The 26,828-nt window shown below is 39.4% G+C and carries 27 protein-coding genes; 5 read left to right on the top strand and 22 right to left on the bottom strand.

Features of this window, described 5'->3' with window-relative positions; all coding sequences use genetic code 11:
* Window positions 1-34 precede the first annotated feature (34 nt).
* The 4 genes from WA338_RS10335 to porW are packed head-to-tail and all read right to left on the bottom strand — an operon-like array spanning window position 35 to window position 3,579.
* Window positions 35-433, bottom strand: coding sequence for a DUF6168 family protein (locus WA338_RS10335; RefSeq protein WP_272985980.1), 399 nt, complete (start codon window positions 431-433; stop codon window positions 35-37).
* Entirely contained in the window at window positions 430-645 is a 216-nt protein-coding gene (locus WA338_RS10340; protein WP_009781970.1) for an AtpZ/AtpI family protein, read from the bottom strand. Before WA338_RS10340 ends, WA338_RS10335 begins: the two co-directional genes overlap by 4 nt.
* Complete coding sequence (locus tag WA338_RS10345) at window positions 614-1,018, bottom strand: bactofilin family protein (protein WP_272985981.1); 405 nt, start codon at window positions 1,016-1,018, stop codon at window positions 614-616. The genes WA338_RS10340 and WA338_RS10345 overlap by 32 nt, the downstream gene beginning before the upstream one ends.
* On the bottom strand, window positions 1,018-3,579 hold the full coding sequence (gene porW / locus WA338_RS10350; protein WP_272985982.1) for a type IX secretion system periplasmic lipoprotein PorW/SprE: 2,562 nt from the start codon (window positions 3,577-3,579) through the stop codon (window positions 1,018-1,020). The genes WA338_RS10345 and porW overlap by 1 nt, the downstream gene beginning before the upstream one ends.
* A 129-nt stretch (window positions 3,580-3,708) precedes the next feature.
* Between porW and WA338_RS10355 the strand changes: the two genes are divergently transcribed.
* A complete protein-coding gene (locus WA338_RS10355) occupies window positions 3,709-4,902 on the top strand; it encodes a hypothetical protein (RefSeq protein WP_272985983.1) in 1,194 nt (397 codons plus the stop codon).
* Window positions 4,903-4,906: 4 nt separating this feature from the next.
* Here WA338_RS10355 and WA338_RS10360 read toward each other — a convergent pair whose 3' ends face one another.
* Together WA338_RS10360 and WA338_RS10365 are read right to left on the bottom strand one after the other, a co-directional pair.
* On the bottom strand, window positions 4,907-5,620 hold the full coding sequence (locus WA338_RS10360) for an ABC transporter ATP-binding protein (RefSeq protein WP_009781974.1): 714 nt from the start codon (window positions 5,618-5,620) through the stop codon (window positions 4,907-4,909).
* A gap of 68 nt (window positions 5,621-5,688) precedes the next feature.
* On the bottom strand, window positions 5,689-7,158 hold the full coding sequence (locus WA338_RS10365) for a DUF5687 family protein (protein ID WP_336093290.1): 1,470 nt from the start codon (window positions 7,156-7,158) through the stop codon (window positions 5,689-5,691).
* 105 nt (window positions 7,159-7,263) lie between these two features.
* On the opposite strand from WA338_RS10365, the gene WA338_RS10370 reads away from it, so the two are divergent.
* Window positions 7,264-8,316: a ferredoxin--NADP reductase gene (locus WA338_RS10370; protein WP_336093292.1), complete on the top strand. Its 1,053-nt coding sequence runs from the start codon at window positions 7,264-7,266 to the stop codon at window positions 8,314-8,316.
* A 71-nt stretch (window positions 8,317-8,387) separates the two neighbouring features.
* On the opposite strand, the gene WA338_RS18895 is transcribed toward WA338_RS10370, so the two are convergent.
* The 8 genes from WA338_RS18895 to WA338_RS10405 all read right to left on the bottom strand — a co-directional run bounded on the left by WA338_RS18895 (window position 8,388) and on the right by WA338_RS10405 (window position 14,163).
* Window positions 8,388-8,663: a type II toxin-antitoxin system RelE/ParE family toxin gene (locus WA338_RS18895; RefSeq protein WP_009781978.1), complete on the bottom strand. Its 276-nt coding sequence runs from the start codon at window positions 8,661-8,663 to the stop codon at window positions 8,388-8,390.
* Window positions 8,653-8,889 carry a hypothetical protein gene (locus tag WA338_RS10375; RefSeq protein ID WP_230199287.1) on the bottom strand — a complete coding sequence of 79 codons (237 nt, stop codon included), beginning with the start codon at window positions 8,887-8,889 and terminating at the stop codon, window positions 8,653-8,655. The genes WA338_RS18895 and WA338_RS10375 overlap by 11 nt, the downstream gene beginning before the upstream one ends.
* A gap of 42 nt (window positions 8,890-8,931) precedes the next feature.
* On the bottom strand, window positions 8,932-9,876 hold the full coding sequence (locus WA338_RS10380) for an NAD(P)H-dependent flavin oxidoreductase (RefSeq protein ID WP_273016352.1): 945 nt from the start codon (window positions 9,874-9,876) through the stop codon (window positions 8,932-8,934).
* A 66-nt stretch (window positions 9,877-9,942) separates the two neighbouring features.
* On the bottom strand, window positions 9,943-10,983 hold the full coding sequence (locus WA338_RS10385; protein WP_273016354.1) for a glycosyltransferase family 9 protein: 1,041 nt from the start codon (window positions 10,981-10,983) through the stop codon (window positions 9,943-9,945).
* A gap of 3 nt (window positions 10,984-10,986) precedes the next feature.
* Complete coding sequence (locus WA338_RS10390) at window positions 10,987-11,601, bottom strand: DUF4254 domain-containing protein (RefSeq protein ID WP_272985988.1); 615 nt, start codon at window positions 11,599-11,601, stop codon at window positions 10,987-10,989.
* Window positions 11,598-12,602: a DNA adenine methylase gene (locus tag WA338_RS10395; RefSeq protein WP_272985989.1), complete on the bottom strand. Its 1,005-nt coding sequence runs from the start codon at window positions 12,600-12,602 to the stop codon at window positions 11,598-11,600. The genes WA338_RS10390 and WA338_RS10395 overlap by 4 nt, the downstream gene beginning before the upstream one ends.
* On the bottom strand, window positions 12,599-13,279 hold the full coding sequence (locus WA338_RS10400; protein WP_272985990.1) for a hypothetical protein: 681 nt from the start codon (window positions 13,277-13,279) through the stop codon (window positions 12,599-12,601). Before WA338_RS10400 ends, WA338_RS10395 begins: the two co-directional genes overlap by 4 nt.
* Window positions 13,231-14,163 (bottom strand): DUF6427 family protein, encoded by a 933-nt coding sequence (locus tag WA338_RS10405; RefSeq protein ID WP_009781985.1) that lies wholly within the window; start codon window positions 14,161-14,163, stop codon window positions 13,231-13,233. Before WA338_RS10405 ends, WA338_RS10400 begins: the two co-directional genes overlap by 49 nt.
* An 81-nt stretch (window positions 14,164-14,244) precedes the next feature.
* Between WA338_RS10405 and WA338_RS10410 the strand changes: the two genes are divergently transcribed.
* Window positions 14,245-14,460, top strand: a complete 216-nt coding sequence (locus tag WA338_RS10410) for a DUF6341 family protein (protein WP_414672007.1) — start codon at window positions 14,245-14,247, stop codon at window positions 14,458-14,460.
* Between the two features lie 64 nt (window positions 14,461-14,524).
* On the opposite strand, the gene purD is transcribed toward WA338_RS10410, so the two are convergent.
* Window positions 14,525-15,796 (bottom strand): phosphoribosylamine--glycine ligase, encoded by a 1,272-nt coding sequence (purD, locus tag WA338_RS10415; protein ID WP_273016356.1) that lies wholly within the window; start codon window positions 15,794-15,796, stop codon window positions 14,525-14,527.
* A 70-nt stretch (window positions 15,797-15,866) separates the two neighbouring features.
* Here purD and WA338_RS10420 point away from each other — a divergent pair, with 70 nt between their 5' ends.
* Window positions 15,867-17,165 (top strand): phenylacetate--CoA ligase family protein, encoded by a 1,299-nt coding sequence (locus WA338_RS10420; protein WP_272985993.1) that lies wholly within the window; start codon window positions 15,867-15,869, stop codon window positions 17,163-17,165.
* Here WA338_RS10420 and WA338_RS10425 read toward each other — a convergent pair.
* A complete protein-coding gene (locus WA338_RS10425) occupies window positions 17,162-17,932 on the bottom strand; it encodes a glycosyltransferase family 2 protein (RefSeq protein WP_272985994.1) in 771 nt (256 codons plus the stop codon). The two genes, WA338_RS10420 and WA338_RS10425, sit on opposite strands and share 4 nt — an antisense overlap.
* Window positions 17,910-19,262, bottom strand: a complete 1,353-nt coding sequence (locus WA338_RS10430) for an exopolysaccharide biosynthesis polyprenyl glycosylphosphotransferase (RefSeq protein ID WP_272985995.1) — start codon at window positions 19,260-19,262, stop codon at window positions 17,910-17,912. The genes WA338_RS10425 and WA338_RS10430 overlap by 23 nt, the downstream gene beginning before the upstream one ends.
* Before the next feature lie 190 nt (window positions 19,263-19,452).
* On the opposite strand from WA338_RS10430, the gene WA338_RS10435 reads away from it, so the two are divergent.
* A complete protein-coding gene (locus tag WA338_RS10435; RefSeq protein WP_272985996.1) occupies window positions 19,453-20,532 on the top strand; it encodes a glycosyltransferase in 1,080 nt (359 codons plus the stop codon).
* On the opposite strand, the gene WA338_RS10440 is transcribed toward WA338_RS10435, so the two are convergent.
* Genes WA338_RS10440 through WA338_RS10460 form a run of 5 tightly spaced genes read right to left on the bottom strand, consistent with a single transcriptional unit; the run spans window position 20,510 to window position 26,816 of the window.
* Complete coding sequence (locus tag WA338_RS10440; protein WP_272985997.1) at window positions 20,510-21,793, bottom strand: O-antigen ligase family protein; 1,284 nt, start codon at window positions 21,791-21,793, stop codon at window positions 20,510-20,512. The genes WA338_RS10435 and WA338_RS10440 overlap by 23 nt on opposite strands.
* Complete coding sequence (locus tag WA338_RS10445; protein ID WP_272985998.1) at window positions 21,762-22,829, bottom strand: hypothetical protein; 1,068 nt, start codon at window positions 22,827-22,829, stop codon at window positions 21,762-21,764. Before WA338_RS10445 ends, WA338_RS10440 begins: the two co-directional genes overlap by 32 nt.
* The gene (locus tag WA338_RS10450) at window positions 22,829-24,139 is read right to left on the bottom strand and encodes an MATE family efflux transporter (protein WP_272985999.1); all 1,311 of its coding nucleotides are present in this window, start codon (window positions 24,137-24,139) and stop codon (window positions 22,829-22,831) included. The genes WA338_RS10445 and WA338_RS10450 overlap by 1 nt, the downstream gene beginning before the upstream one ends.
* Window positions 24,140-24,177: 38 nt before the next feature.
* Window positions 24,178-25,125 (bottom strand): hypothetical protein, encoded by a 948-nt coding sequence (locus WA338_RS10455; protein ID WP_272986000.1) that lies wholly within the window; start codon window positions 25,123-25,125, stop codon window positions 24,178-24,180.
* Window positions 25,125-26,816 carry a DUF6909 family protein gene (locus WA338_RS10460; RefSeq protein WP_009781996.1) on the bottom strand — a complete coding sequence of 564 codons (1,692 nt, stop codon included), beginning with the start codon at window positions 26,814-26,816 and terminating at the stop codon, window positions 25,125-25,127. The genes WA338_RS10455 and WA338_RS10460 overlap by 1 nt, the downstream gene beginning before the upstream one ends.
* Window positions 26,817-26,828: the final 12 nt, after the last annotated feature.

The following is a 26,828-nucleotide window of genomic DNA, read 5'->3' on the forward strand; positions in this document are numbered from 1 at the left end:
TTCACAATTGCACCTTTTTTATCAAGAAATAGACTTAAGATTCTTTTTTTAAGATTTTAACAATCACTAAGACCTCGTAAATTAAGAATATAAATATGGGAATCAACATACTAAGACGCTCCATTCTCGAGAAAACAGTTTCTGAAAACAGTAAATTTTTAAAAAACAAAGCCCATAAAAACAGTTTACCAAAAATCGTGAACAAAAACATATAGCCCACCTTATCCTGAAGCTCGGGAAGCAAGGCCGGTAGCGTAATAAATGTGAGGCAAATGATCAGGCTGCTTACACCTCCAAATATGTAAAAATCGAGTAGGTCGTACGGCAATTGTACCTCGAGCATTTGCAATGCTCCGATATGCAAGAAATAAGAAACTACAGCAAGAGCAATGATAACTATTGCGGTAGTAAGTAAAGGTTTTGTAAGATTCATGAATTAAGGTCTTTGACCGCTTTAATGATCACATACATTGACAAGAATACAGCAAGCAGTGTTACTGCAGGTTCTAAAAACGTCGTTTCAAATTTACCATCTAACCAAGAGCCCAAGAGGTTGCCCAAATAAATGGTCACACCCATTTGGATGGCTACGGTAGAAAATTTTGCCCAACTTTTAAGCGGACTTTCCGGTTTCTTTTCTGACATCTTTAGACAGATTTTTTACGCCGCTTCCCATAACACAGCTCGCATTAAAGTCGGCGCCGGGCTCTACCGAAAGTTTTCCGGTTGCAACCTCACCTTTTACAACAGCAGAAGCCCTTAGGTTTAACAATCCGTCAATAGTTATTGTGCCGTCAACGGTACCCTCAAGATCTGCTTCTTTGCAAATCAATGTTCCTTTTAAAACACCCGATTTACCAATGACAACCTTACCGGTACTTTTTATTTTTCCTTCAAGGCTACCATCGATTCTAAAATCACCTTCAGACTTGATTTCTCCGGTAATTGAGGTTCCTTCACTAATTCTGTTTTGTTTGTTTCCCGTTTCGGGCGCTTTTGCAGCTCTGTCTTTTCTCATTATTCAGACTCTAAGTTTTTATATGCTTCAACATTTTTATGCAGTTGTATAATTCTATAATTAGCAGAACTTATGACAACCGGTTCTTCCTCTTCTTTTATAGCAATGAGTTTTGTTTCTTTTAAGCGCTGGGCAAAATATAAGGCTTCAACCTTAGATTTAAAACCGTGAATGGCTAAATATTGAGTTGCGCTATCATACACATCGCGTGAGACACTCAATTTTGCCAAATTATTTCGGTCGAGATATTGAGAAATGGAATCCTGTATGTTGACAAGCGTATCTCGTTCATTGGTCCTGAATGCATAGAGCAAGTTGTAATTCTTTGCTTCTGCATCTGGTGTAAAATTGGCATCTTTAAGCTGTGGCAACACCTGATCAAGCAATTCTTTTGCTTTTTTACCCTCTTCTTGGTTGGGATAATTCAGTGCTACATAATTTAATGCCTCTTCATACGCTGCATATCCTTTTGAGCGTCCTATGGCTGTTGCTTTGAGCAGTTCAAATTTGGGTACAAACGTGTCTCCGGCAAATTGATCTATGTATTGATTGGCCTGGGCGATCACCTTTGCATATTCCTGATTTTCAAAATCACGATACACGCGTTTATAAATCACCTCAGGACTGTCTTGATCTTGCTCTAAAGCCTTATCGGGATTCTTTATGATACTCGCATAGCGCGTGTCTGCGTAATTCTGAAGGATATCAAATTTATATTTATCACTGTTAAACGTATCGCCACTCGCCTCGTACAGCTGATACAGGTTATATTTTGCCGGAAGCACCAAGCGCTCTTCAGGATTTGCTGCGAGTAATGCTTCTAATCGCTGAATCGCCAACTGTGGCTCTTTCAGTTTTTCTTTATAGATCAAACCGAGCTGATAATATGCATAATTACGTTCGGTATGAATGCTGTCGATTACCGGTTTTTCTGAAGGGATTTTGCTTATGTAAGTGTCTACCTTGTAAACTCCGTTATCTACTTCTTCCAGCATATTTTCTTCACCGGCGATCTCATTTGAAGCAAGTGCCCCACCTACTTTATTTGAAACACGCCAGTTATCTACATTGGCACGCGAGCCCCAGCGCTGCTTAAAATCAAGTTTACCTTGCGCAACCTGTGCCGGATTATAAAAGTAAAAAAGGCTGTTTCCTCCCGGAGGATTAGGACCAGAATTTGGATTATTGGCTACAAAAAATTCGTTATTGGCAATTGCTGCTTCGGCATTTGCTTCAGCGATAGAGTCTTTTGTTTTTTGTTCTTTGAGCGCGGTGATATACGATTCAAAATAAGCAACACGGTCAGCATCGTTCATATAAACCAAATTGAGAATGCTGTCATTGCGCGTAGCGATTCCTTCATAAAGAATTACATCGCTAAGATTCTCCCGTTTCTTGCTGATGTTGCGGTACTCTCTTGTTTTCTCCGGAATAAATGCCAGCGTACTGTCATAGTATGCGCCTGCGATTAAATATTCTGAATTGTTGAAGTTGAGATCTCCCAGACTCAAATAATTGCGCGAGGTCAAGTATTTATCTTCGCCTTGCGAGGCAATGGATTTATTGTAATACGACACCGCTGAATCTTCGCGGCCTACATTGCGATAAAACTCGGCAAATTGATATTGAATGATGTCCTTGTAAGGGCGGTTCTCTCGATTTTCTTCCAGATCGGTTAGCAGTTCAAAAAGGCGTTCTTGATCTCCCTTCTCGTAGTTAAAATTCCGGATCTTGTTGATGTAAGCGTTGATCATATACCGGCGCGGAGAACGACGATTTAAGTCAATGACTTTATCATAATTTGCGTTAGCCAACTGATCCTGCCCGATATTGTCATAAAGCTGACCTTTGATAAAATAGTAACGGCCTTTCTCTTCATTTTTTCGGGTAAGAAACGCTGCTTTTTCAATATAAACCAAAGCGCTGTCTAAGCGATTCTCATAGATATACCCCTGCGCTAACATTGCCGAAGCATCAGCAAAATCCTGACGATCAAGGGCGTCTTCTTCCTCTAGAAGTTTGTGCAGGCTTGCAATAGCAAGTTTTGTATTGTCAAGGCGTATTTGTGTTTTTGCCTTCCAGATCTTGGCTTGAGCGATATTGTTACTCGCAGGGTAATACGACAAAATATAATTGAAAGCTTCTAAAGCTCGTACAAAGCGTAAATCATAATACCGCGCTTTACCCAGAAGCATAAAGGCTTCATCAATCTGCGGATTGCGCTCGGTACCATCAATAGCCATACTGTGTTTTTGAATGGCTTTTACAGCTTTCTCTTCGGCACGTTTAAAACTGGGGGCGATCGCTTCACCCGGCAACGGCACAAAATCTGGAGAATCTAAACGCTCGATGGGTAAGATGGCCCAAAAATTATCCTGATAGCCCTCAATAAGCGCATCACGCCCTTGCTCAAAGGCTTGCCTTCCGTTAAAAAGGGTATTGTATTCTGCGGTGATCGCATGAAAATTGCGCGATAAAAATTTGTCTTTCTTGCGGGAGCAGCCCATAAGAACAGTCAAAAGCACCAGAATAGTGAGTAATTTTTGTACCTGAGTTTGCAAATCGATTTAGAGTATATAGCAATAACTGCAAAGTAGCAAAATTAGTATGAAAGGGTTAAAAAGACGTTAATATAATTTTTCTTAGAATCTAAAGCACTCATTTCATATTTTTAGAATAACGGCTGTGCTATGAAAAAAATAATTCTACTTATATCGTTAATTTCTTTAGTTGGTAGTAATTTATTATTTGCCGCTTATAGGCAAAGTGACAGCAAAAATCCTTTAATTAATCTAATAAGTACTCTCGAGCATAACTATTTTGATATCACCGAAAACCTATTAAATGAAGAGCTTGAAGCAAATTTTGAACTTAGCAGATTAAAATTTCTCCTAAATGATTTTCATCAAGTAACAGAAGTTATTCTTCAATCAATTTCTACAGCTGATCAAACAAGGGTCCTGAAAGAGAATAGCTCATTTAATCAAATCAGACAATTAACGCTACTCAACCTTAAAGAAATTGAAAGTAAGCTTATTCAGCTTGAGGCCCGTTCAGCAAGCTATAACCTGATTAATCTCTTAAAATTAGTTGAACTTGCCAATACTTATTGTGAGGAAATAGTTCGTTATCGAGAACATATTAACAACCCTTATTTTGCTAAAGCGAGCCTGATAAAAAAGGTGAGAAAGTCTAAAATGCTTGAAGAGCGTTTAGGTGCAGATGGAATTACAAATAATCAATGGCAAAAAATTATGACTTCTGGAGTGGGAAGCCAAGCCCCAGATTTAATTAGACAAATTAACAGACAAAATCAAGATTTACTAATTCAATTTAAAAAGGAAGAAAAAGCTATTGTAAAAACTGGTGCTTTAGAAGAAGTAGTTACCAATACTCATGTGGTTGACGGTTTAATTTATACCTACAGCGACTTTCCTCCAGACAAGCTATCCTATATTTATAGTTCTGATAGCTTTCTAATTCAAGGTTTAATCAGTTGGTTAGTATATATTAATTCTGGAACCAAGGTTTTACTTTCAGAGCTTTTTCATTCCCGCTTAGATGAACAAAGGCTGCTCAAAGAGCTCAATTTAAAATCTGCGACCACCAATACAATTCATAGGTCTATTAAAAATGAAAATCAAGATGAAATATGGTTAGAGTTAAATTCTTCGATTCTAAAAAATAAGTCTTTCTCAGAAATAAGAATCGACCGTGTCTCAATCGAAAAAGAGAATATTATATTCTATTCTCAGGAGAACGCTATCCTTAGTTTGAACAATAGGTCTGGTGACCTATTAGAACAAATTAAAGCCAAAATCAATAATCAAAGACAGCCTGAATATCAAATGAATTCATTTAACATCCAACTGAGTACTTATTAAACTCCTACTCTACCAAAGGCTCCTCCTTACTAAAATACGCCTCAAGCTCTTTTAGCGTAGCTTCAGAAGTTTTGATGTCTTTTACAACGCTTCCTTTTTCTAAGACTACAATACGCTCACAAACTTCGGTAACGTGCATCAGGTCGTGACTTGAGACCAAAACCGTAACACCGGTTTCTGCTGCCAATTTTTTGATGATGCCTTTTAAGCGTATCTGAGTGGTTGGATCCAAATTTGCAAACGGTTCGTCAAGAATTACCACTTCAGGATTCCCGATCAAGGTTGCAACGATACCCACTTTTTTCATATTTCCTTTAGAAAGATCACGCAGGTACTTGCGTTTATTTAAAATCTCGTCATTAAAGAAATCTTCAAATCCGGCAAGCAACTTATCTACATCAGCTTTGTTCTGTCCGCGTAATTCTCCTATAAAATAGAAATATTCTTCCGCAGTGAGATAACCAATTAAAAAGCTCTCGTCTATAAACGATGCGGTGTGCGATTTCCAGGCTTCGCTCTCGTGTACTTTGACTTCGCCATTTTGAATATATCCCGTAGTAGGCTGAATCAAATCGAGCAATGCACTAAATAATGTGGTTTTTCCGGCACCGTTATTTCCTACCAAACCAAAAGATTCGCCTTTAGGAATTTGAAGTTCGTCTATTTTTAAAACGGTAACGCCGTTGTAAGTTTTTGATAAGTCGTGAATATGTATCATAATCTTTTCAGTTTTATAAGCTTGCGGATCGATTCTGAAATAGGTTCAGAAGGACGCCGATTGAAGTTTTAGTTTTTTTGTTTGTATGCTGCGATGGTCTGGTACTTTTCTGCCTTATAAATGCCAATGATCTTTTTGAACATAAAATCTCTAAATGCAAAACCGGCAATTCCGGCTAAGGCCACTAGCGCATACCCAAACACAGGCCCGAGTGTAAAATGACCGATGGTATACAGTAAAATGGGTAATAACAGCTTCGGCATTGTGATCAATAAGGTTTTAACATTGAAAGACGAACTGTCACCAAAGGCTTTTTTATTACTCGTCAAGTCAATAGGCGTTTTGATATAAGCACCGCCCCAGAGTACGACGTGTCCATTAACGCCCATGTTGTAAATTCCGCCAACAAAAACAGCAGCATACGCTTCCCAGCCAAAATATAAATAGCCCAAACCTAGAATTGTTGAAACCGCTGAAGCCAGCACGACCAGCATCCATTTAGAGCGTAGATATTCTTCATAGCTGATGTTTTGCGTCATCATAAGCGGATAATACGAACTGTCCCAACTAGGCACAAACTGCCCAAAACTGAACAGGAAACCTCCGGTGACAAAGATTCCGGCAAAGATTTTCATAAATGGATTGTCGTAGCTTTCAATTCCACCGGTGAAAAAGAGTAATCCGTAGAATAAAAACACGACGCTCATAATCACCGTGGTTTTTGAACGCTTGTTACGCTTGATGAGCTTAATATCATTTTTAAGGAAAACAGCCGTTTTACCAAAACGGTCTAGCCAATCTAGATTTTCGGTAGAAGCCTCTTTCGTTTTTGCTGAAAGTCCGGCGTCCAGATACAGTCGGTTTAAGAAATAGCTGTGCGCTACTTTGTATAAAGCAATAGCGATTACAACTGGAATGGCGAACATCCACAATTGCTCAAACAAGCCTTGAAAGTAAACTCCGGTATACGGTGTGACATCAAAAATGCCATAATACTGCAGCGCGCCTAGACCAATGATCACCGAAGCTACGCCAACTACCAGCGGCATAGCATCATTAAGGAAAACATTGATGAAGTTGTTGATGTAGATCATCGCCATCATTCCCAAATGCCAAGTGATAACCTGAAGCGGATCGTATCCTTGCGTCAACAACACCACACTAAACGGAATGAAGAAAAATGCGTGCACGATGTTGAAAAACGAAAACATCGTTTTTCCCAGTGCAAAGTTGACGATCTTCGATTTTTTAAACGGCATCAAAAGCAGTGGTTTTATATTAACCACCGGCATTTTTTGCAGCATATATTTAATCACCAGATCGAGCACCACATAATAAATCATAAAGCGATTTATGGTTTCAAGCGGTTCGAGATCGGCTTTTTCAAGACCATAATAAGCACCAACTCCTACAAACGTAAAAAGACCGATAAAGTACAGCGCCCCCAGCGCCATAAAGATTTTTAAAACAAGATTGGTTTGAAAAGCGGCAGATCTAAAGAAACTCTTCCACTCGAGGGTGAGAAAATATTTAATCATAAGAATTAGATTTTTTGTGTGGGCACACCCCATTGGTATGAAAATTATAAAAATGTTACGCTTCAAAACCGTGTTGCTTTGTATTTTTGCCAAAATTTTTAGGCAATGAGCGATTTTCACGCACTTACTATTCAAGATATTACCCGCGAAACCGAGAAAGCCGTGAGCATCTCGTTTGGTGTTCCCGAAGCATTAAAAGAAGTTTTTTCATTTAAAGCCGGTCAATACCTTACTTTAAAAACAAGCATTGACGGCAAGGAAGTTCGCAGATCATACTCGCTATGTTCTACGCCGCAGAGCGGAATCTTAAAAGTTGCGGTAAAAGAAGTTGAAGGCGGAACATTTTCTGTACTAGCAAACAATAAGTTAACCGTAGGGCAATCACTAGAGGTACACCCACCAGAAGGTAAATTTATTTTAGAGCCTAATGCCGAAAATCAAAAAGATTATGTGGCTTTTGCTGCCGGAAGCGGAATCACACCCGTACTGTCTATTGTAAAAACCGTTCTCGAAGAAGAACCTAAGAGCCGTTTTGTACTCGCTTATGGTAACAGAACCGTTGAAGAGACCATTTTTCACAAAGAGCTTTTAGAACTTCAGTTGAAGTATCCTGACCGTTTGTTTATTGAGTTTATCTACAGCCGTAAACAAGAAACCGATGCGCATTTTGGCCGTATTGAAAAAGCTACGGTAAACTTCATACTCAAGAACAAATTTAAGTCTCACGATTTTGATCAATTCTTCTTATGCGGTCCCGAGGAAATGATCAACGGCGTGCGTGGTGTTCTTGAAGAAAATGGTGTAGCTAAAGAAAAAGTAAAGTTTGAATTATTTACCTCATCAGATGATGGTGAAGAGATCGCTGAAGCACTAGATGGGCAAACCGCACTAAAGATCATTTGCGACGACGAAGAGTTTGAACTGGTAATCCCTCAAGATAAAGTGGTTTTACACGCAGCCTTAGAAAATGATATCGATGCACCACACTCGTGTCAAGGTGGTATTTGTAGCAGCTGTATTGCGCGCATCACCGAAGGAACCGCAGTAATGCGTAAAAATCAAATCCTAACCGACGACGAAGTTGAAGAAGGCCTTATTTTAACCTGCCAGGCACTGCCTACCTCAGCAAATCTTACTGTAGATTATGACGATATATAAGTTTTTACTTTTTTAAGCTAAAATCCCCTCAACATTTGAAGTGTTGAGGGGATTTTTAGTTTTAATGCGTTCTAATACCACTGCTTTTGATGTAAAATGCGTAATATTTTTACTGACTTGTCATGAATTACGTAATGAATAGAATACTTGAATTCTTCAAAATGGACTATTCTTATTTCTTTATAACGCTTTTGAAATAATTCTGGATTAGTTGCCAAAAAAGTAAGGCACCTTTTAAAACCCTCTAGGAATTCTTTAGATAGCTCAAGGTCTTGAGCGCGAAAAAAACATAGGTTAACATCAAGCTCTATCTGTGCTTCTTGAGATAATTCAATTTTATACCTCATACCTTTTCAAAACCTCTTCTGCTGAAGTAAATTTTAGATTTCCTTGATCCAATTTCGTAAGCATATCATCCATCATCCGTTTATACGATTCTGAAGGTTCACTTACTCTATGAGCCTTTTCAGTAACTGTTTTTTCAATGAGACTTTTAAGCGATCTGTTTTGAGCTTTAGCCTCCTCATCAAGAATCTGAATCACCTCTGGATCAAGATCTATTAATTTACGCATCTTTTTCATTGTATATAATTTATATATAAAAATAGCGATTTTTTACACAAAACGTTCAATAATTTTTTCTACCGGTTCAATGGCTTTGCTGTGCTCAATCGTTGGCCCCGCAACCCAGACGGTTTTATACGTGGCTTCTGTTGCGGCTTTAGTAACCATATTGGTTCCTTTCAAGAAGCGCAGCATTTTTACATATTTCTTCAACCATTTATTTTTATTGAGAATCTTTTCAAGCCAGGTTTGCTCAGTGCCAATTTCTTGTACATAGGGTGTGTTGATGACCGTACACGGCGTTCCGCTGATTTTTTGAGTCAGAACAATATCTTCGGCTCCATAATTCACGCAGGCCTCTTTATATTCTTGAGAAACGCCAGCTTCTTCTGAAGCAATAAACGCACTCCCAATACTTACGCCAATTGCCCCAAAACTCAGTTTTTCATTCAGTTGAGCTTTAGTTCCCACGCCACCCGCTGAAATTACCGGAATCTTTAAAGCTGCATTTAGTTCTTCTATTAATTGTTTTGGGGCAATATTACCGCGGTGGCCGCCGGCTTCATTGTTTACGGCGATAACTGCATCACAGCCTAAAGCCTCTACTTTTCTTGCTTGCTCGATATTGACTATATCGCAAAATACCAGAATACCCTTTTTATGAGCTTCTTCAATGACTTGTTTGGGATTACCCAGTGAGGTGATAAAAAAATCACAACCTAGCTCGCAGCACACCTTCAGTTGCTCGGGGAATTTGAGATTCGATTTATTAACGATTAAATTGAAACCAAACGCTCCTCCTTCGGTTTTAGCGGCTTTCAATTCGGTTATGGCTTCTCGTAATTCGGGTAAGGTGCGGTAATTCAACGCTGGAATACAACCCGCAATTCCGGCTTGCATTGCAGCTTTAACCATAGCAACGTTAGACACCAAAAACATAGGCGCCATAATGATTGGATGTTTGATGTTTAGCAGTTGCGTAAGCGGCGTTTTCATAAGCGTCATTTAAATAAGTAAGATACCTAAATATTATGCGCTAATGCGAAAAGCTTGAATTGAAAACTAATCTAAAATCGCCGAAAGTCGCTGAAGCACAGTATCAGGTTGAATGCTATGCATCGCTTGCTCGTAGCCTTCAGGAACTTTGTTTCCGTATGCTGAAGTAGGTATCGCAGGAAACTGTTTACGATCTGCGGTAAGTTGGTTTTCCTCCGGCTGCCCAAAGGGTGCAAAACCCAAATACGGATGCGTAACCCCCCAAAGCGTCACCACCGGAACTCCAAAAAGCGCAGCCATATGACCATTGCCGCTATCCATCGCGAGCATCGCGTCAAGATGAGAGATCAGCGCCAATTCTTCTTCAAAACTGAATTTACCCGCGACATTGATGCAATTCTCATATTTGGAATCAAAAGAATTCAGCAGCTGCTCTTCTTCCTTTCCTCCTCCAAAAAGAATGATTTTTAACGGCTTTTCATTTAATGCCGACAGTACTTGATCTACCAATGCTAAAGGATATTTTTTACCCTCGTGTGCGGCAAAAGGTGCAAAACCCAGCCATTTGTAAGGTTCTTGACCTATGGCTTGCTGTATTGTGTCGATGAGTTTACGCTTCGGTAGCAGTTCATCTCTTTTAAGTTTCAGCGGGTAACCCAAAGCTTTAAACACATCAGCATAACGTTGATGCGTGCTTTTAAGCGGTTTAAAAACTTTATCGGTTTCTCTTGTAAGCGCTTTTTTTTCGGCTCTACCTTTATCTATTTGTGCTGTTTGGCTTCCGCGTAAGCGAAAAAAAGACAACAACACCTTAGACCGAATCACATTGTGCAAATCTGCAATTGCAGTAAATTGTTCGGGTTTGAGCGCTTTATAAAGTTTATATAAACCGGTAACGCCTTTGTATTTGGTTTTTACCTCGGCACCAAAAAAATGCACGCGCTCAATTCCTGAGAAAAAAGGCTTAAAAAAAGGTTTAGAAACCACAGTGATCTCTAGCTCCGGATACGCACGCGTTAACGCGATTAGCACGGGTACGGTCATCGCCACATCGCCCATCGCTGAAAATCGAATACATAGAATATGCGCTGCTTTTGAAGAAGGCATCAACTACTTTTTTGCTTGCCCGCGTAGTACCGGATTGAGCTCGTCGTCGTTGTACATTTTCATCTGCTTATAGACTTTCATGTACTTATCACCATTGCGAATATCTTTGATCAATTGATCTATCGCAGTACATAAATCTACGCGTTGCTCCAGTAAAACATCAAGCTTTTGCTGGCACGCCAATTTATGCTCTTGAGAAGCATCTTCGCGCGTCGCTTCTTCTTCCATATGATAGATCTTAAGCGTTAAAATCGCCAAACGATCTAAAGCCCACGCCGGACTTTCGGTATTGATCGTAGCAGATTCTTTGGGCTCAATATCTTTGTATTCATTAAGAAAATAGCTGTCGATATACTCAACCATATCGGTACGCTCTTGGTTAGATGCATCGATCTGGCGCTTGAGTTTCAGCGCTGCTTCAGGATCAATTTGCGGGTCACGAATGATGTCTTCATAATGCCACTGCACGGTATCAATCCACGCTTTGCGATAAAGTAAGTGTTCTAAAAAGTCAACCTCGGTATCGTATGGATTGGTAAAAGGTTGATCAACGCGGTCTTTGATATGGTAATCGTCGACAGCACTTTGAAATATACGTTTTGCGGTATGAGTAATCATTTCTGGTGTTTTTCTAAAATGTGTAAATATTCGGTGGTGGCGTTTGCTTTATGATTTCTGTTTTCGGTTTTATCTGCCTTAAAACGTTGATATTCTTTGGTGACCAAATCATATTTTCCGTAGCGCTGCATAATTTCTTTAACTGTTGCAGCAGGCATCAAACCCTCGTTGTTATAACTTAAAAACAGGGTTTTAAAGCGTGCTTTTGCGATGAGTTCTTCGAAGCTTTTTTCAACTTCAAGCTTACTGCAAAAAGCACTTTTTGTGTACGCCCGTAAACCGGTTTTTCCTTTGGGTGCAAAGGTATCTTTTTTTGCAATAGTATTGAGCACATGATAGTTGGCTCCGTATTGGCGGGCATTGTACGGCGGGTCGAGATAGAGGATATCTCCCTCAATATCATTGATTAACACATTGCTATTGGTATTATAAACCGAATGACTTCCCGAAGTGATCTCAAAATTAGCCGGTACTAATTCTAAGGTTTTTTGTGCAGATTTTTTAAGCTTTTTAAGGTAAGCGCCATAAACCGAAGCAGTATTGGCAACCTTATCGGCACTTTCTAACAAACTTGCTAAAAGGAAAAAATAGGTGTCCTCGTTAATTCTAGACTGCTCTAACCACTCCTCGATTTTAGCGCGAATTGCATCAATTTTCTGACCGTTTTCTGCGGAAAAATAAAGTCGGTTTTCTGAACCGGTCTCGCTGTAATTATGAAAGATAAAATCCTTTCTCGGCGGAATTTCATTGAGTTCTTCAATCAAAGCAGAAGCATCAAATATCGAATTGTTCCCGATGTAATTTCGATTTAAGACATAACTATAAAACTCCAAATCGTTGGCAATAACCCTTTTTACATAAGGTTTAAACGTACGTCCCACGGCACCGGTTCCCGCAAAAAGATCACAAAATACCAACTGAGAAAGATCATCGCCGCACGCGGCTTTAATGTTCTCGAGCAGCCAATCTGAAAGTTTATGTTTTGAACCGATATAATTCATCGTGTCGCCCAGATGATGTCTGAAAGGGCTGTTTTATTTGTTGCGGTGGTAACGCTAATTAATTTTTCGGGCTCAAAAGTACTCACATAATTTTCAATTAAAGCTTTAAGCCAAGAAATTTCAGCTTTCAATTTATAATGCTCGCCGTTGGCGGCAAACACCACCAGAAACAGTCTGTTTTCCAAATGGAAACGGCGGCCTGTACTTTGGTTGTTATAAAGCCACTTTATAAGCATTTCAGGATGGTTTTGTGCATATGCAAAATCCTTCTGAAAACCTTTGGGAAATTTGGTGGTTTTTAGGTCGAAACTAATTCCTTGGATACTGAAATCTTTAAGTCGGTCTTTTTCATTTAAAACCGCATTTACATTGGGTTGATCGATAAAAAGCTGCTCTACCGCTCGTGCACTCCAGTAATTATACCAGCGATTTAAACTGTAGTAGAAAAATTCCTTCTTGTCAAATTGATTAAGCTGTAGCTGACTTTTAATGCGTTCTATGAGCTCGTCAAAATCTTGTATGTTGTAAATAAAATTGCTCTGATTATCCCAGATGTTATTTTGCCTTCTAAACCATACATCTCTGTAGGGCCAGCGCTTTTTGAGTTCGTTTTCTATATGTTCTAAAACTACACGCGCCAAAATATTAATAGGATTGGAATAAGCAATGCCAGCCACATCATCATCTCTTTAAACCAAAAACTCTTGCTCGTTTCAATGTAAGTGGCTGTGATGATCGCCAGGGGGCCAAACAAAAAATACAGCTCGCTACCATCGCGTAACGGAGCAACAAAAATCGCAATGAACAGCGCTACAAGTGAACTAATGATGATTAAAATGAATGAAGCTTTTAACTTTTGAGGTACATCAGAAACCTGTTTAATATATCGAGAACCACACCAAATATAAAGTGCCAGAAAGAACGATGTGGGCAATAACAGTTTTAGAGAACTATACGCTCTAAAATCTAGCGTAGGCAACTCAAAATAACTTAGAGCAAACTCCTTTGCGCCTTCATAATACAGACTGAAGGTAAACGTAAGCAGCAGTACGACAAAGATTCCGCCGAGTGGCATCAGCCAGTTTCGGTATTCGCTTCGGCCATAAAATAAAATCGAAAAATAGAGCACCAAAAGAAACAAGATGCTCCAAAAGAAAAATAAAGAGGCAATGGTAATCCAAAAAGCCGCATCAAAGATTTTCTTTTTAAAATCTTTTTCTGTTTTCATGCTGATGATACGTCGCAATGCCAAGAGTATAAAAAGCCCTGAAAACACAATATCATAATTGAAAAAAGAAACCGGCACGGCAAAGGTAAAACACACAAAAAAGTACAAAATATAGGTCGTACGCTTAGAGAGCGTATTGCGTTTTACCACAAAATTGAGAACTCCTAAAGAGAATAAATAGGCCAATAAAACAAAAAATTGTCCTAAAGCCTCGAGTGTCGTGAGCTCATAAAAGTCTGATGCCAGATAAATTCCGGTGAAGTAAACGATGACTGCCAATACAATCATCGCAAAATTTATTGGTTTTGAACCGCCAAAAAAGCTTGTTAGCATTCTAGTTTTTTCTATTTTTGCACTGCACACCCTAAAATTTAAAGTGTGACCGTGGTAATCACGTTGTAAAAGTATACAATTATGGAATTGAAAGATTTTTTTTACGGCATTCAAGATTTTTTTGTCAACGTTGCTTTTGCACCGTTAGATGCAATTCGTGAATTGCAAGACAGCAGCTGGGTTGCCGCAAACCTTCTTAACTTTGTTTTTATTATCATCGTATCGGTAGCATTTACCTACTGGTGTGTACAACTTAATAAATTTGATAAAGACGAGCATCACAACATTCACGGTTAATCAACAACCGTTTTAGATATAAAAAAAGCCTGCTAAATAGCAGGCTTTTTTTATGGGTAATCTTTTAAAGATCAAAGCCTATATCGGTACGATAATTCATTTTATCAAACTTGATCTTCTCAATATTTTTATAAGAATTTTTAAGCGCAGCTCTAAAGTCGGCATCTAGTGAAGTGACTGCCATTACACGGCCGCCGGCTGTAACCACTTCTCCATCTTTTAAAGTCGTTCCTGCGTGAAATACCAAAGCATCTTCAACTTCTTCAGTCCCTGTGATTACTTTCCCTTTTTCGTAAGCTTCAGGATAACCGCCACTCACAAGCATAACTGTAGTTGCAGCACGCGTGTCAAGGTCTAAAGTAACTTCGTCAAGCTTTTGCGCTGCTACTTTTTCAAAAACCTCAACAAGATCATTCTTGATGCGTGGTAGCACCACTTCGGTTTCAGGATCGCCCATTCGCACGTTATATTCGATCACTTTAGGCTCGTCACCCACTTTGATCAAACCGATAAATATAAAGCCTTTATAATCGATATCTTCAGCCTTTAATCCGTCTACCGTTGGCTTAATGATTCGGTTTTCTATTTTCTCCATAAAGGCATCATCGGCAAAAGGCACGGGAGAGATCGCTCCCATTCCGCCGGTATTTAAACCTTTATCTCCTTCGCCTATACGCTTATAATCTTTTGCTGTTGGCAGTGTGATGTAGTTTTTACCATCGGTCAATACAAAAATGCTGAGTTCGATTCCGTCAAGAAACTCTTCAATCACCACGGTTTCACTAGCCGCACCAAACTTTTTATTGGTCAACATATCGGTCAGTTCTGCTTTTGCTTCCTCGAGATCATTCAGGATCACTACTCCTTTTCCGGCAGCAAGGCCATCAGCTTTAAGAACGTATGGCGCGTTGAGTTTTTCTAAAAAAGCTTTTCCCGCCTCAAGGCTTTCGGCTTTAAAGCTTTCGTAAGCAGCAGTTGGAATGGAGTGCATCGCCATAAATTCTTTAGCGCGCTCTTTGCTTCCTTCTAGCAGAGCTCCACGTTTTGACGGACCGATAACTGCGATTTCACTTAATTCCTTATCATTTTGAAAGAAATCGTAAACCCCTTGAACCAATGGGTCTTCAGGACCTACAACCACCATTGTGATTTGCTCATCCAGAACCAGTTTTTTGATCGCTTCAAAATCGGTCACTCCAATGGCAACATTTGTTGCTATACCCGCGGTGCCGGCATTTCCGGGAGCTACAAAAAGACGCTCACATTTTGAACTTTGTGCAATTTTATAGGCAAAAGTGTGCTCACGGCCACCAGAACCCAGAATGAGGATATTCATCGTAATAGCTTAAAATTTGTTTAAGCGTCAAAAATAAATGTTTGTAAATTGACCTACTAATTTTAGTCTTGTGAATTTAATCAACCTCAGCCTGCAACTTAATGGTTATGCTATCGCTACTGCGCAAAAGCAACTTCAGGAACTCAAGCAGCAGGTTGAACATGATTATGCCGCTTATACTGAAACAAAAAAGACCGAAATCTTAAAGCATCATCTACACAACACGCCTTTTTACAGAAACTTAGTAGGTGATCAATGCCAGACTTGGGAAGACTTACCGGTTTTAACGAAACAGGATTTGCAACAAGCATTAAAACCTAGATTATCTAAGGGCTTTTCAGCTAAAAATGTACACGTTCATAGAACTTCGGGATCTTCGGGGACGCCTTTTATTTTTGCAAAAGATAAGTTTTGTCACGCGTTAACCTGGGCTTCTATCACTCAGCTTTATTCAACTTCGGGAATTGATTTACAAAATTCGTACGAAGCTCGGTTTTATGGAATTCCCAATCACGGCGCTGCCCGATTGAAAGAGCGTTTAAAAGACAGACTGAGCAATCGCTATCGGTTTTCAATTTTTGACACTTCGGCAGCCAATTTTGAAAGCTTCATCTCAAGATTTAAAAAAGAACGCTTCGGCCATTTAAATGGATATACCAGCACCTTGGTGCTTTTTGCACGCTATCTCGCCGGAAAAAAGCTCGTTTTAAAAGACCTCTGCCCGAGTCTTACACATTGCATCGTTACTGCCGAAATGCTGTTTAAAGAAGATCTTGAATTGCTTCAGCAGCAGTTTGGCGTGCCGGTGATCAACGAATATGGCGCTTCAGAAACCGGAATCATTGCTCTTGGAAAAGCCGGAGGCTTCCTTCATATTGACTCGAGTTTACTCTATGTCGAGATTCTTGGTGAGGCCAACAAGCCAGTCGCTCCGGGCACTTCGGGAAAAATTGTGGTTACTTCGTTATTCAATAAAGCGCATCCATTTATCAGGTATGAAATTGGCGATCTCGGGGTTTTAGCCTATCAAAACGGTTTACCTGTTCTCTCCCAATTAGAAGGTCGTGTGGGTGATTTTGCGCTGCTTCCTGACGGAAAAAAAATTCCGGCTTTGGCGTTTTATTATGTGACCAAAGAAATAATGAACGATACCGCGAGCGTAAAAGAATTCAAGATCATTCAGAATGCACCGAATCATTTCAGCATCAATTATGTGGCTGAAACTGAATTTTCTGCTCAGGATGTTGAAAAGATCAAGCGCGCTATGCTAAATTATTTAGGGATGGAAATTCAGCTTTCTCTCCATAAAAAACCCATTCTTGACCGAAGCAAGCGTGGAAAATTAAAGCAGTTTACCAGAACGTTTTAACTGCGGTATTTCACAAAGCCTTTATACGCCCAGCACGTCAAATAATAGGCAGACGCCAATACTGATAATTGCTCAACCTCGCGATAAAATTGCCATTGATATTTGATCAACCCGGTTTTATTGCGCGAGAGTGAATTCCGTCGAATACGGTAAATCGCTAAGGGTTCCTGAATGCCGTATGCATAATCGACTTTCTTCAAATACTGCAGCCACAACCCCATATCCTGACGCTTTTTGATGAGCGGCATATACTTTTTACCCAAAACCTCGATATCGAGAAAAGCCGTCAAGCAACTTATAGAATTACTTTTTAAAATATCAGTATAACTCACCTTATCAGGAACGATAAAATCTGAGAGATAAGGCTGTAGATTTTCATCCAGACGTTTATAAGAAGCAAACACAAATGGATGCTTTTTTGCTTCGGAGATACTTCGCTCTAAAAATTTGGGGAACCAAAGATCATCAGCATCGAGAAAGGTGAGGTATTTTCCTCTAGCCTTTTGAATTCCAAGATTACGGGCGTGTGCAGGACCTTTATTTTCGGTAAGCGGAATGCAGTGAATGCGGGAATCTTTTTCTTGTAATTTTTGAACATAGGCAACCGTCTCGTCTGAAGAAGCATCATCGATAATAAGCAATTCCCAGTCGGTCACGGTCTGTTTTTGAACAGACGCGATGGTTTCTGCAATAAACTTTTCAGAATTATAACTGGGTGTTACAATAGAAACTAACGGCCGGGCATCAATAGGCTTTTTTATCGCCATAAATCACTTGAAAAAATGTTTTTGCTATAATACGCAGATCCATCAGGATAGACCAGTTTTCGACGTAAAATATGTCAAAACGCACTCTGTTTTTTATATCAAGCTTTGTTTCTATTCCGCCTCGATACCCGCTTACCTGAGCAAGACCTGTGATTCCCGGTTTTACCAGATGACGCACCATAAACTTATCAACCTGGTTTTTGAACGAATTGGTATGGCTAATCATATGAGGTCGTGGCCCTACAACAGACATATCACCGAGGAGCACGTTGTAAAATTGTGGAAGTTCATCTATGCTCGTACGCCTTAAAAATTTACCGAGTTTTGTCGTTCGCATATCATTTTTACCGGCTTGTTGATCGTTTGCCTCGGTATTGATCGTCATCGACCTGAACTTATAACAGTAAAACTCTTTCCCGTCTATACCATTGCGTTTTTGTTTGAAAAATAATGGCCCTTTTGAAGTTGTGGGAATGATAATCGCTAAAATTGGCGTTAACCAAGAAAGAATGCCCAAGACGACCAGCGACGCAAAGAATATATCTAACGCGCGTTTTATAAACAGATTTACCGGTGTGTCTATAGGAATGGTGCGCAGCGCCAGAATGGGTGTAATCCCGTAGTATTGAAAGTCCATTTTCTTTGTAAAGATGTCTTTATTGTCGGGTAAAAACTTTAGCGTAACTAAGTTGTTATCTGCAAAGTTGATGAGTGCTTTGATCTCTTTATTTTTCAATTCGGCTACAGAGCAATACACCTGATGTATCTTGTGCTCGATCACAAATGCAGTGATATCATCGATCGTGGTTTCTCCTCCACGCAAATCAAAATGCGCTATAAACTGAAACCCATACGCCGGATTGTAATTGAAGAAATTCTTGAGTTGTTCGGTTTTGGCATTTTCACCCAAAATGATCACGCGTATCGTATCGCGACCAAATTGCTTCCTGTATTTCTTCCGCAGGTTGAAAACAACAATTTTCAACAGCGCTATAAATCCCATACTTAAAAAAGCATATTCAAGTACAGCTAATGTCACTACATCGATTTCGTTGTAAATCCCAAAAAAAGTGAAAGTGCAAATGATAAGTAAAAAGGTCTGCTTAAACAGTAAGGCCAGGATTTTTACAAGCGGTGTGAATCTATACACCTTATAAAATCCTATAGCAAAAGTCGTGATGATCCAACTGAAAACCAGAAAAGGAACGAAATGCGTGTATTCTTCAGTTGACAATTGAAATAATAAAGCACAAGACAGCAATATCATTAAATCACAAAAACCCACTAGCGGCTGTAGTACAAAACTATGTTTCGTTCCGTTTTCGTTCATATATTTTTGGTTAGTTGATCTTCATGTTGAGGCATTGCCAACCTACCAAAGTTAGTAAATAATTTAGAAGTTAAAACCTTGATCGATCAAATACAACTTTTAGAAAAACGTCTTGAGGTTGGTCTATTTCAATTCATGATGTTATCTTTCACAACTTCAGCGTCTTTTGATGCGCCGCAGACAAAATTTCATGAGTACTATTAAAATCGTTCACGTTGTTGAAGCCTTGGGAGGTGGTGTTTACACCTATTTTAAAAATCTTACCCACATACTTTGTGAGCATCCTGAACTGGAAGTGACGGTGATTTATAGCGCAAATCGTACAGAAATAGATCCTCAACGCGTCGCAACAGATTTTCATCCCAAAACCCAATTGATCGAACTCTCCATGCAGCGCGAAATACGTTTAAAAGATGATATCAAGGCGTTTAAACAACTGCGCAAACTTTTTAAGGAACATAAGCCAGATGTATTGCATTTACATTCCTCTAAAGCGGGTATTCTGGGCAGATTTGCTTACCGACTTTCTTGGTTACCCAACACCAAACTGTTTTACACGCCGCACGGATTTTCTTTTCTTCGGAAAGATATAAGCGCTCTAAAACGTTTTGCGTTCTGGAGTATCGAGTTTTTAAGTCAAAAATTTTCTGGCGGAACTTTTATTGCTTGCGGAGATACGGAATGTTTATATGCTAAAAAATTAGGCCCGGCGGTATTGGTACGCAACAGTATCGATCTAAATACGGTAAAACCGAATCTGGAAGAAAAAAATAAACACATCAAACGCATAGGAACCTTAGGTAGAATCACCTATGCCCGTAATCCCAAGCTTTTTAATGCGCTGGCGCTTAACCACCCAAAACTAGAATTTATCTGGATTGGCGACGGTGAATTGAAGCATTTGCTTACCGCTCCCAACATTACCATCACCGGTTGGTTTACGCAATATGCTTCAGGAATTGAAGCCTTAAAACAGTTAGATGTTTATGTACAAACTTCGTTATGGGAAGGCCTGCCTATTGCCGTCTTAGAAGCTTCCGCCAGGAAAATACCGGTACTTGCTACACATATTATTGGCAACAAAGACATTATCGCTCCGGGAAAAACAGGCTATTTATTTAAAACTACTGAGGAGTTTGAAGAGGTACTTAAGAAACTAAAACCGCTTGAGGTACGTCAAAAAATGGGAATTAACGCTGCCAATCGTACTACCCGATTATTCAATAGTCGCGTTAACTTTGAAAAACTCATAGCAGTTTATCGCTCCTGATATCTAATGCGTTCTTAGTAAATATTGAAAGCCATAGTCCGCTGAAGACTATCCCATCAAAGCGTATTAGAAAGTCATCTACTAAGTTGGCGCTTAGAAATAGTACAAAGAAAAACACACATAAAATCTGCTTTGAACTCCAGCCTACATATGCAAATAAGCCTATGTAAATAGCGACGACTAGTAAGCCTAGAATTCCAAATTTGATCCAAAAGTCTAAAAATTGATTGTGTACTGGAAATTTATATTTGGCTAAAAAGTGTTGGTTGGTTTCTTCAAAGCGATCTATAACTGCCTGTTTTCCGTCGGCTGCTCCTACTCCAATAATCGGATGTTCTAAAGCCACTTCAAGACTGGATTTCCAAATGCTTAAACGCGTAACCAAACCATTATATGCAGAAGCCTCCGGATTGTCGAATTCGTCGAGTTTTCCCACTTTATCTAAATGAGCAAAAGTCACTTCTGAAAACTTCTCAATGCTGTATGGAAAAATCTTTACAAAGCCATAGCTCAACAAGGCAAACCCCAAAACACCCACAGCCAATAATTTCAGCACCTTTTTTGAACGGAGTTTACGCACGTCTGCCAAGCTCACCAAAATAATCCCAATAAACGCATTGGCAATGGCAAGTCTGGTATTGATGTATAAGAGAATCACCACCGACAATACAAAAAACACAAAGCGCCAAACCACGTGCGTTTTTCGTATTTGACCTAAAGCTTCTTTAAAAAAGTAAAAGTTGATCACCGTCACAAAAGCAACATGCATATTAAGCGCCGGAGCATGTATATTGATCGATCGAGAAAAAGCGTACCCCATTTCCCAAAGGTCAATTCCATTGAGGTATTTGTTGAAAACCTCAGGATAAAAAATAGCGAAACGCACTAAACACAAAACTAAAATTGAAGTCGTTGCCAGTGCATAGTAGCGTAAAATGAGCACCGTATTAAATCGGTGGTTTTGACTTAAAATAAATAGCGGAAGTAAGACTAAACTCAGTCGCTTTTCGCCGTGTTTTAAAGCTTCGGTTAGCGTTGAGCTATTCCAAAAAAACAACAGATCTAAAAGAAATGGAGCTGCGATGAGCAGCATAAAAAAGAGGCGTCTTCGGGTAAATTTCAGTTCTCTAAAAAAGAACACATTATACGCTGTAAATAACACAAGTAACACCGTAGCCGGAATCCTAAAAGGAATCGAAACTGCTAAAATAGTAAGCCACGCGTTGTAACTAAACCGGTATGTTCTTTCTGAAACTATCATAGTACAGCACAAAATAAATCAAGGGTAAGATGCCAATTTTATGTTTAACCGCCGAACCTAGATCGGGTTCAAACACCCCTTGGATAATGAAATAAGCAAAAACCAAGTAAAATCCCCAAAGTTCGTAGCGATACTTCTTTCGCTTTGCGAGACAATTTTTAAACAGAAACAAAAGGTAAACCGACAACACAAGCTGCCAAAAGACAAAAGCGATGATTTGAGGCTGTAATACGTGTTTTAAGCCGTTTACAGGCACATTCACTGAAACAAAACCATAAAGCACCCCAAAGGTCTCGCCATACCAAGTATCGGTCTTTAGCGGTGATCTAATTGCAGAATTGGTTGCTTCTTCTCCCAAACGCTCTTCGTTGAGCGCTTCGCGCGTACTTTGTGATAAGAATTCGCCTTTTACAACTCCGTACGACAAGCTTAAAAAGATGACGACAAGCAATCCTGAAAAAATTCCTGTGAGCACTTTCCGCTTAAAGTTGATCAAACTCGTTAGATAGATCACTCCGGCAATTATTGGAATAAGAACATAGTAAGGGCGGTACCAAATTCCAAAGAAGAGCAGTCCTGAGAAAATGAGAAGTAAAGTGTATTTTAGACGTAGTTTCTTTTTCAACAGCAACCACGGAATCCAAGCTATAAAGAGAAACGTAATAAACTCTTTTGAAGGCATCGACACAAAAAAGGCCAGCATTAGTAATAAAGAATACGCTAAAAGATTGCGTACCGAAACATTAGCGAAACGCTTGGGAACTCCCAATTTGTATAACACCCAAAGTAACAGGGGTAATTGAATTAAGGCTACCAGTGAAAATGAGAGACGGTTTAAACCGGTTACCTCATAAAAAAGCATCGTCACGGGATAACTACGCCAAAAACCTTTCTCGTTATAGAAATCTTCGGCGATCACGATGGCATCGTTAAAAAAACGCTCGGGAAGATAAAACGGCGCCAAAACACCCAATATCAAAACCACCAGCCCCAAAAGCAAGAACAGCAATTTTGATTTAGATATGAGGAGCTTCATCAATGTAAAAATAGTTTTATTCGATCTTTTTTATAAACCCAGACCACCGCGGCAAAATTCCAAAACAGAACACTTATGGCAGAAGCGGTCGCAGCACCTTCAATCCCGTAAACCGGAATGAGTTTCCAATTGAGAAGGCAATTTATTATAACCGCCAGAATCAAAATATACTGAAGCACCACTTGCTTTTTTGTCATGTTGAGATATACCTGCGTGGTTCCGCAAAGGGTAGCCATATAATGCCCTAAAATCAAGATGCGTAGTGCCAGAGTTGCCTGCTGGTATTCAGCACCAAAAATGCTTAAAATTTCAGCAGAAAAAACAAAAAGCAGCACTGAAAGTAAGGTTGAAAAAACTACGATTACCCGAACTCCGGTTTTCAATAAGCGCTGCAGCTCTTGGTGATTGGTTACATACAAATCTGCAATACGCACAGCTAAAAACGAACCGATAACATTGATCACGGTAGAGATTAAAAAAATGATTTTTATCGAGGTCCCGTAATACGCCAGTGTTTCAAAATTGGTATACCTTTTCAGGAAAAAAACATCAATACTGATGAGTAAATAAAAGCCTAAAGCGCTCATTGCAATGGGTAAGGTGGCTCTCAACACCGTACGCAATTTGATCGCCGGCATTTTAAATTTAGGAACCGTAAATCTTTTATAGTTCAGAAAAACTTCAAGCGAAGAAACGACTGCACAAAAGAGGAATCCGCCTAAAAAAACCTCAACGAGGTACTGCGGTTGTTTCAGCACAAACAAAAACAACACGCCTATTCCAAAAGGTAATTGTTTGATGATTCCGCGATACAATTCTGATTTAGCATGTTGATTAAAAGCTCTAAAGAATTCGGTATTAAAAAGCGTTACCGCGTAAAAAAACAGGCAACATCCCACTTTCACGAGTAAGCTGCCCGATCGTGCATCATTAAAAACAGCTTGATAGGTAGAAGAAGGAACACTTAAAATGATTACCAAAAACAGCAGGGAAACGACAAAAAGCAACAGCAGCATTTTGAAATATACCTTGAACAAAGCGCCCACCTGATCTGGTTTTGAGAATCTTCCTGAAAAAAACAAAATGGCTTGATCTGTTCCCAGCATGGTAAATCCTCCAATCAAAAAGAGTGCAGAGCGCACAAATTCGTAGGTTCCTACTTGAGACGCACTGTAAAAGTTGGTTAAGAAAAGGGTGATGCCAAAAAGAAAAGCAACTCCGGCGATTCTAAGCGCTATAACTTGAAAAGCCCCGCGCATCAAGTTGCCGGTTTGTAATCTATTGAATTGTTCGCTAAGTTTTTTGAACATAAGTCATCTTCAATAGGTTGCCTGTACTCAATTAAATGCTATTGTAACTCTTTACTATATCGGTTTTTGAAGCGTAAAATAAGGTGATATAAAATAAAAATCGAGATTAGTAGAATAGGTAAAATATAGATCAAAAGACTTCGTAATGAAGTTTTGTTGACCCAATTGGATTGAGAATACACTTTAAAAACACGGTCAAGCGCAGCTTCGGTTTGTTCTAAATATGCATTGCGCTCAAGAAGCATAGATTTGGTATTGACTATGGCGCTTAGCTCTGAATTTTCATTGCTTCCCATTACCGTAATTGCACCTCGATCTTGCTTCAGCGCATTAGGAACTGCACCCAATGTACTGTCTATTTGTGCGATAGTAAATTTATTTGCTTCCAATTCTGTAGTAATACTTTTGAGCAAAGCTTTGCGCTTATCTTGAAAGTATTCTTGTTTCTCCAGGTAGTCTAAAAACGACTCAATAGCGATCGTATCTGAAGCAACGAGGATAATCTTATGCACATCATAAGCCGGCGCATATAGCGGTTTGTCAAAAAAGTTAGACTTATCATCATAATTTTCTGAAATTCTCGGCACAATATCTACAGGAAACTCCTCAAGATTTTTGAGCACACTCGTGATATCTTCTACCGGCTCGATAGAGATTTCCTTTAAATTTACTATGGAAAAATGCTTGTTTAAGACTGACTCCTGGTCTGAAGCGCTACGGTCTAATTCTTCAATTTTACCATAGAGATAAGCGGTACTTTTTACATTAGGCGCAACTAAGATCTCTGCAGTTTTTAGCGGATTTAAAAGTTTTGATAAGCCAAAGCCTGCTACAATACCAATCACAAAAAGCAGAAGAATTATTAGAATATTTCTAAAAACAAATCGAAAAAACCGAAACCCATAAATCAGGAACTTTTTAAGTTGGCCTTTGAGCCACCTAAAAAGGTCAAAAACATCAATATCCTGATTATAGTTTGTACTCATTAGTCTTTAAAGATTTGTTCTAAAATTTGCTCTGTGATCAAATATGTAGGTTTTACACCTGTAGTTCCTAATCCTCCAGAGGCAAGTGTGCTTCCGGTTTCTAAAGGGTTGTCTGAAGCGTAATATGCATAACGTACCTTCACGCTATCACTGATGCTTCCGCGTAGTTTTGCAGCAGCTTGAATCGCTTTTTGATAATGCGCACCTTCCATCTCAAGCCCGATAACATTCCACGTACTCTCATAGAAAAAGCGCAAGATGTCTCTGTTTTGCAATGAGGTACCCAAAACCGTGATCATTGCACCATCGTAAACTGAAATTCCGTGTCCTTCAAGATCCTCTTTCTTCAGTTGGTTTTCAAACGGATAATTATCTGCCGTACCTTCAAAAAGATGTGCAGAAGGTATCATAATATCGCCTTTTCCGCCTTCAAGAATTCCCGCTTTACCCATAATCGAAACCGATTTTACATCAAGATGCACCGTTTCTCTTTTATCCTCATACGGCTTCAGTAATTCTTCCATCGTTTCGTAGGCTTGCTCTCCAAAGGCATAATCCATCACGATGATCACTGGCTCTTTACCTTCAGGATATGAGGTTTTAGAACAAAAGTTGTTCTGCTTAAGATCAAGCTTAGCGGTATCAAAAATTTGAACGTCAATATTGGTTCCGCTTTGATCAGGAATAAAAAGCATTCCGTGTTGCTGCGCTGTTTTTTCAACACGTGCGCGTAGTTTTCCGCTACTTGCACTGCTAAGCGTCTCATAGATCTCAAGGTTTGACTTTTTGGTCATCTCTTTTTCAAGCGCCACCGGAGCAAAAAGGGTATTCATCACACTATGCATATTGGCACTTATGATGTGTATAGGACGTCGTAAGAGACCTTTAGCATCCAATTCCTTTTTGATCGCATCTGCCCAAACTTCGCCGTGAATATGATGTCCCAAACGCTCTCTTAAAACGGGAGAAAAAGTTACCAGACGCTTATCGTTTTCTACAATCTCTTCGATCGCTCGTTTTCCTAACCAATACACTAATTTTAAAAAGCGCTTCTCATTTTTTGGCGCAGAAAACTTACTGTAGATCGTAGAAACCTCATGAAACGTACGTCCCAAAATATTTGCTGTATGCGTTAACGCAATCTCGCGTTCGGTTTGAGAAAGAGGTTCTTCGGTAAGTACTGCTTTCTCTAATTTTTGCCAGTCACGAGTTGTATGGCCTTCTTCGTTGATCACCACACGTTTCATAATCTTGTGTGATTCTACAAATAAAAACGTCAAATGCGTTAGAATATCATAGATCTCAGAGCGCCCGCGTGTGATCTCAATGTTCATCTGTTCTTCATCAATACGGTAGCAATTGCGACGACGCTTGGGTGGAACGATGGGTTTAAAATGAGAATCTTTATAGCCTTCATCGCTCGTAAGGTTGATGTATCTACATTCTTCGATACCTTCCGGAAGGCGGTCGATCACGTATAATAAACCATTGAGTTCTACTTTCTCTTCGGCAATGGTTCCATAAATTTCAGGGCGCAAAATAAGTAGCGCCTCCCTTAGGGTTTCGCCAGAAACGCCCATGGGTTTATAAAAGCCGCGGTTAAATAAATGCCGCATGGTAATATACATACGCTCAATCGCTGCTGAACTTTCTTGTGATCGGGTTCTATTTTGTTGTTTTATTAAACTCATTAAATCAAATAT

This window comes from Leeuwenhoekiella sp. CH_XMU1409-2, from assembly GCF_037029365.1.
GTDB classification, from domain to species: domain Bacteria; phylum Bacteroidota; class Bacteroidia; order Flavobacteriales; family Flavobacteriaceae; genus Leeuwenhoekiella; species Leeuwenhoekiella blandensis.